Annotated in this window: 11 protein-coding genes and 1 pseudogene; 11 read left to right on the top strand and 1 reads right to left on the bottom strand. The window is 41.8% G+C overall.

What is annotated here, in order from left to right:
- The first annotated feature begins 647 nt into the window (after positions 1-647).
- From KHS79_RS25530 to KHS79_RS25485, 10 genes are all read left to right on the top strand, one after another.
- Positions 648-911, top strand: a complete 264-nt coding sequence (locus KHS79_RS25530; protein ID WP_212722989.1) for a hypothetical protein — start codon at positions 648-650, stop codon at positions 909-911.
- Complete coding sequence (locus KHS79_RS25525) at positions 898-1,356, top strand: replication protein (RefSeq protein ID WP_212722988.1); 459 nt, start codon at positions 898-900, stop codon at positions 1,354-1,356. Before KHS79_RS25530 ends, KHS79_RS25525 begins: the two co-directional genes overlap by 14 nt.
- 61 nt (positions 1,357-1,417) lie before the next feature.
- Positions 1,418-1,741 carry a hypothetical protein gene (locus KHS79_RS25520; RefSeq protein ID WP_212722987.1) on the top strand — a complete coding sequence of 108 codons (324 nt, stop codon included), beginning with the start codon at positions 1,418-1,420 and terminating at the stop codon, positions 1,739-1,741.
- Between the two features lie 10 nt (positions 1,742-1,751).
- A complete protein-coding gene (locus KHS79_RS25515) occupies positions 1,752-2,420 on the top strand; it encodes a replication protein P (RefSeq protein WP_212722986.1) in 669 nt (222 codons plus the stop codon).
- A gap of 399 nt (positions 2,421-2,819) precedes the next feature.
- Positions 2,820-3,020: a hypothetical protein gene (locus KHS79_RS25510; protein ID WP_212722985.1), complete on the top strand. Its 201-nt coding sequence runs from the start codon at positions 2,820-2,822 to the stop codon at positions 3,018-3,020.
- 30 nt (positions 3,021-3,050) lie between these two features.
- Positions 3,051-3,266 (top strand): hypothetical protein, encoded by a 216-nt coding sequence (locus KHS79_RS25505; RefSeq protein WP_212722984.1) that lies wholly within the window; start codon positions 3,051-3,053, stop codon positions 3,264-3,266.
- A gap of 281 nt (positions 3,267-3,547) precedes the next feature.
- The gene (locus KHS79_RS25500; protein ID WP_212722983.1) at positions 3,548-3,895 is read left to right on the top strand and encodes a hypothetical protein; all 348 of its coding nucleotides are present in this window, start codon (positions 3,548-3,550) and stop codon (positions 3,893-3,895) included.
- Positions 3,896-4,012: 117 nt separating this feature from the next.
- Positions 4,013-4,429 carry a M15 family metallopeptidase gene (locus KHS79_RS25495; RefSeq protein WP_212722982.1) on the top strand — a complete coding sequence of 139 codons (417 nt, stop codon included), beginning with the start codon at positions 4,013-4,015 and terminating at the stop codon, positions 4,427-4,429.
- Positions 4,426-4,617 carry a hypothetical protein gene (locus tag KHS79_RS25490; protein ID WP_133296037.1) on the top strand — a complete coding sequence of 64 codons (192 nt, stop codon included), beginning with the start codon at positions 4,426-4,428 and terminating at the stop codon, positions 4,615-4,617. The genes KHS79_RS25495 and KHS79_RS25490 overlap by 4 nt, the downstream gene beginning before the upstream one ends.
- Positions 4,614-5,009 carry a 3TM-type holin gene (locus tag KHS79_RS25485; protein WP_094786750.1) on the top strand — a complete coding sequence of 132 codons (396 nt, stop codon included), beginning with the start codon at positions 4,614-4,616 and terminating at the stop codon, positions 5,007-5,009. Before KHS79_RS25490 ends, KHS79_RS25485 begins: the two co-directional genes overlap by 4 nt.
- 119 nt (positions 5,010-5,128) lie before the next feature.
- Here KHS79_RS25485 and KHS79_RS25480 read toward each other — a convergent pair.
- Positions 5,129-5,542 (bottom strand): annotated as a pseudogene (locus KHS79_RS25480) (IS3 family transposase); the annotation flags it as partial.
- Here KHS79_RS25480 and KHS79_RS25475 point away from each other — a divergent pair.
- Positions 5,484-5,678, top strand: a 195-nt coding sequence (locus KHS79_RS25475) for a hypothetical protein (protein ID WP_212722981.1), incomplete at its 3' end; no start/stop codon positions are given. The pseudogene KHS79_RS25480 and the gene KHS79_RS25475 sit on opposite strands and share 59 nt — an antisense overlap.

Below are 5,678 nucleotides of genomic sequence, written 5' to 3'. Positions count from 1 at the left end.
GAGCACTTGGATATTTGATAGTTTTACATTACCACGCTGAACAGGTAGCAAGTGTTCTATTATTTTAAATTGTTCTGTTGTAATTTCCATGAGCCTATTGTAACAGAATTAGTGTTAACAGGCCCTAGATTGTTTTCACGGCATGAGTTAATCATTTTGGCAATCGCTTTATTGGCAATTGAGGCCGAAATATCCAATTACGTAGTAGATAAAATAGCTCTAAAACCTTGTGGCAGGTGTTGTTTTTCAAGCTTAATAAAATGAATAACGCGCTCATTAGGCTTCCATTTTTCCATCATGATGCCATCCTGGTGATTTACACTAAGGTTTTTTGGAGTTGGTTGTTTTTATGTGGCCAGTTTTCGAGGTACTGTTTTTCTCTTTTCAGTTTAGCAACTTGTTCGATTAATACGAGCTTTCGATCATAATAAAACTGACAATCCGACTGTAATTTAACGGTTTTATTGGCTGTCTCCTCGTAATGGATTTTCCAAGGGCCTGAATCGACTGTTTTTTATTGAAGCCTCTCTATTGTAGCCGCTATGCCCCTCGATTTACGTCTGGCGTATCTTAATGAAATCTACGACATAGCTAGTGTTTTTATAGGCGTTAAGTAAATAGACAATAGCGATTTATGCAGCCAGTCAATGGCCGCGGCGTTAACGAAAGAAAATATGGAAGCTCAGCTTTCTGTGATCCAGCTTGGCACAAACCCTACACATGAAGCCATTCGAAGTGCCCATCGGGAATTAAAGGAGTCCGCGGCAACAGCACAATCTGCTGTGGATGTTCTAGAGAAACTCTATGAAAAAGTCTTGTTAAATCAGAAACAAAAAAGCTGCTCACAGAGTGTGGGTGTGAAGCAGCTTTCAGGATCTAACCAGAACGGAGGCAATTATGAACACGGTTGATATAAAAAACAATGATATTTCGTATCTAGGTAGTCACGCTTCGGATAATAAGCATCAGGGAGATTCAACGATCGTGGATATAAAAAAAGGTTATACACGTGTCGCCGATGAGTTATTAGAAGCTTTATGTCGAATGGAGCTAAGCGGTCGTGAGTTTCGCTTGGTATTAACGATAATTCGTAAGACGTATGGTTTTCACAAGCCAAAAGATTATATTGCACTAAGCCAACTGGCGGATATGTCAGGTATTCAAAAAAAGCATATTTCCACCGTAATAAAAAAACTAGTTGACTCCAAGATTTTACTCAGAGAAGGGCAGGGGCCGATTAAACAATATGGTATTAATCCTGTTATATCTGAATGGAAGCTGGTCAAACTGCGTACGAAAAAAGCCCCCAATTTGGAGCAAGTATCCCCGAAAATGGGGATATCAACAAAGATATAAATATAATAAACAAAAAAACTATAACCCCCCCTATGGTCCCCCCCTTGAAAAATTTTCATCGGTGTTGGACAAACCATCTCGAACGCGAACGTCAGGTAACCGAGCAACTCAAACACCAAATGATTTTTTGATCACTACGGAGTTGGTTGAGTGGGCTGCCAAACGATCGATAAAAATCAATCTCGATTTGGAAACAGAGAAATTTTTAAATCACCACCGTGCTAAAAACTCCAAGTTCAGCTGTTGGCAATCCGCTTGGCGAAACTGGATGCTTCGTGCTGAGGCCTATGCCGAAGAGAAAAAACTCAGACAACCTCCGCCCCCTGTTAACTCAAACCAATTGGATTGGGATGACACCAGCTGGCGGTTCGATCTAGGTCTTTGAGGACAAGAACATGAAAACACCCAAGGATTTACTCGTTGGTGTACCCCTGGCAGGGACTAGCACAGCAGGGATTGATCAACCCCATGTTGACTCAATTTCCAAGCATGCGGCCGAGCTGGTGAATGTAATTTTTCGGGAGCTACAAGGGATTTTCCCTGCTTGGAAACAAGCCTTTTCGGATATGGAAACCCTGAGTAGTACCAAGCGCAACTGGACCAAAGGGTTTATCGACAATGGGATTGTCAACGTCGCTCAAGTACGCACTGGACTTTCCAAAGCACGACAGATTGCACGGGATTTTGTACCCAGTGTCGGCACTTTCATCGCATGGTGTAACCTGAGTCCCGATGATGTGGGTTTACCTCAAGCACTGGAGGCTTACCACGAAGCCTGCGAAAAAGCCCATGCGCCAAGTCCACAGTCAGTTTATTGGTCGCATCCTGCCGTGTATCAGGCTGCTAAGAGTACAGGTTTTTTTGAGCTTAAATCTCGACGAGAGCAAGATATTTTTCCGTTGTTTAAACGCAACTATGCTTTAGCTTGTCAACAAGTGTTAGCCGGAGAAAGCTTAACAGACTTACCAGAAGCGCTCACAGATCAATCGCCTAAAACCCTGACGGAAAAAATAAAACGTTTCATGATCGTGAACAAAAAAATACTTACAGCAAACGGGGTTTGATCAACTGGATAATCCACGTGAAGCGTTAAATACAATTTATCAAATATTAGGACGAGGGTTTGATTAAATGGGGAATAATAATAAATTTTTACAAAAAATAAAAAAAAGCATTGCCCCACAAAATAGGGAAAGGGACTGTGACGAGTGAGGCAATGTATATAAAAATGGATTTTAAGGACAAATCCAAACTCCGGGTACGAATTTAATTCAATGCCATAAAAAATAAAATAGCTTTTTGTATTGATTTTGTTACAAGTGGAAAATAATCTGAGATGAGTCAACTGGAAGCTTTATTGGAACTCCATATCAAGGGATTTGGCTTGACACCACCTCAAAAAGAATTTCGCTATTCATCCTAATAGGCGATAGCGATTCGACTTTGCTTGGCAAGAAAGTAAATTGGCTGTCGAAGTCGAAGGTGATGCCTGGGTTAATGGACGACATACATGGGGTAAAGGACTTTCCAATGACTTGGAAAAATACCACGAAGCCATGGCATTAGGTTGGCTGGTGTATCGCTGTGATGGTGAACTGATCAAAAGTGGACGGGCGATCGGTGTCATTCGTCAATTGTTATACGAAAGACAGCAGACTGCTTAATGGTGTATATCGGTGATAGGGGGATAGACCATGAGTGTTTTACATGAATTAGCTGAAGTGATCGGTCATGATGCTTCCATCAAATTAGGGCAACACTTGGGTGGTGTGCGTTTATATATTCCACATCAGATGACGGATAGCCATGCGCTTGTAGCACTCTTAGGCTTGGACTTGGCTCAGAAGCTCAGTAATTATTACCAGGGAGAACATATTGAGCTGGAGAGGGAGCCGGTTCAGAAAGCATAGAGTTGTATGGCGCACAAAATTTTTGTGATACGCCTCAATGGATGATAAAATTCCGCGCCAGTTTTATGCGCAAATGACTCGTATTGTAAGGTATTTGCCATAGTTATATTTGTCTAGCCTCATTATTAATTGAATTTATGATGACTAAGTAAATATATTTTCATCCCTTATAGTACCTTTAATAGTGTTATTGGGAATGATAACAAGGCCTATAGCAGCCACAAGTATCATCAATTAATTATTTATATAGCTCTAAAATGCTTTATTAGGAAGTAAATGAAATGAAATTATTTTTTCGGTTTTTATTATGCTTAATGTTTACACTTAGCTCATCTGTATTTAGTAACGAACTTACAACGAGTGCTTATACTCAGATTGAAAGCGTTGATGCGTTTGCAGATTTTGGTGATGGAGATATTATTTTTAATCTTGTAGCGAAAGTGAATGGATGTGAAAGAGGTTATTGGATAAGTAAAAATCATCCTGGGTATAATACTACTGTCAGTATGATTATTGCGGCTTACCAGGCCAAATCCCGTGTTCTGGTCAGAGGCTATGCACAACGCCGTTGGAAGGGTAGTGCAGGTCCCTTTTGCCAGTTATATTCTATTAGATACGTGCCAAACTAATATTTTAATTAGAATAAGTGAAAATCTAGTAATTCAATTAATGAAATTTTTCACCTAATCAACGCGTTTTAAATCCTTCAAAATCCTCAGCATTGATTGAATAATGTTGAGGATACCATGCCACACTTCAGTACTCGCTCACTTGAGCGTCTTACCAGTTGCCACTCTGATTTGCAGGTGGTGTTCCAGGAAGTCATAAAAGACTGCGACTGTACGATATTAGAAGGTTTTCGTAGTCGAAAGGCGCAGAATAATGCTTATACAGCCGGCCGCTCAAAGCTTCAATTCCCGCAAAGCAAACACAACCAATCCCCGTCACTTGCGGTGGATGTCGCACCTTACCCTATCGACTGGCAGGATATTCATGGTTTTTATTATTTTGGTGGGTTGGTACTGGGCACCGCGTTAAACTTGTATAAAAACGGCCAAATTAGTCATCGATTACGCTGGGGTGGTGATTGGGACCAAGATCATGATGTTCGTGATCAGTCGTTTAATGACATGGTGCATTTCGAACTTTACAAGGAAGCATGATGGATAAATCAGGCGTCGCGAGTTATAGCGTAGGCACAGTGACCGCTGTGGGTGCCGCTATCGTGGAGCATTGGAATCCTATGGACTGGCTCACCGCCGTTGGCATTATTGTGGGTGTGATTGGGGTGATCGTCAGAATGTATACGGATATTGCCGCCCATATGGATCGGCGGAGGGAGGAAGAATGAATTGGTTAACTAAATTAATTGGTGGGGGATTAGCAGAACCTATTGATGCCATTGGTAATGTGTTGGATAAAGTTACCACCTCGGATGCAGAACGTATGCAGGCGGAGATTTTATTAGAGCGTCTACGTCAGCAACCTCAGGTTTTACAGGTTGAACTGAATAAATTGGAATCACAACACCGCAGTTTATTTGTCGCCGGTTGGCGTCCATTTATAGGCTGGGTCTGCGGCTTGGGTTTAACGTTTACCTTTTTAATTAACCCCATCGTGCAATGGGTATCAGGCAAGCCAGGACCTCACCTGCCGTTTGATATTATGACGGAGCTGGTCTTAGCCCTCTTAGGTTTAGGTGCACTCAGAACCGCTGAGAAGTTCGGAGGACGGACTAAATAATGCGTCGTATGCTGACCCCGAAGCAGGCCATGTTTGTAAAGGAATACTTGGTGGATTTGAACAGCATATAGGCGGCCACGAGCTATCAACAGCATCTGAACATGGGACGTGTGTACTGGTCAACCCAAATTGGACACATTTAGTTGAGAATTTTCAAACTCTATGGGTGACAAATCACCATTGGCAGAATGCAGTCGCTCTATGTTGTAATACTTCATATAAGCTGCCACATCTTGTTTCATAAATTCCCTCGTTGGCTGACTCACCTTAAAAAGCCAATCATGTTTCAAGCTACCAAAGAAGCGCTCTACAACAGCATTATCCCAACAAGCACCTACATCGCCCATACTGGCTCGGATACTATAGCTCGATAACAGCTTACGATATTGCTTGCTGGTATAGTGTGAGCCACGATCACTGTGAAATACAAGACCTTTAGGCGGTTGGCGCAAGTTATAGGCTTTCATTAATGCTTTGCACACCAAATCGGTTGTCATCCGTTTATCGATATGCCAGCCAACAATTCGACGAGTGGTACGGCCTGACTTTTCTAGACAGTTTCTAGGTTTTGAAAATACGCTGCTTCAGCGTTTGCTGGTGAGCACCTGTCATTGTGTGTGTGACGCCGTATTGGATTATAAAACATTTCAATATAATGGAATATTATCT

Source organism: Zooshikella ganghwensis, assembly GCF_018263875.1.
GTDB lineage: Bacteria > Pseudomonadota > Gammaproteobacteria > Pseudomonadales > Zooshikellaceae > Zooshikella > Zooshikella ganghwensis.
This window is presented reverse-complemented; position numbering and strand designations above follow the sequence as displayed.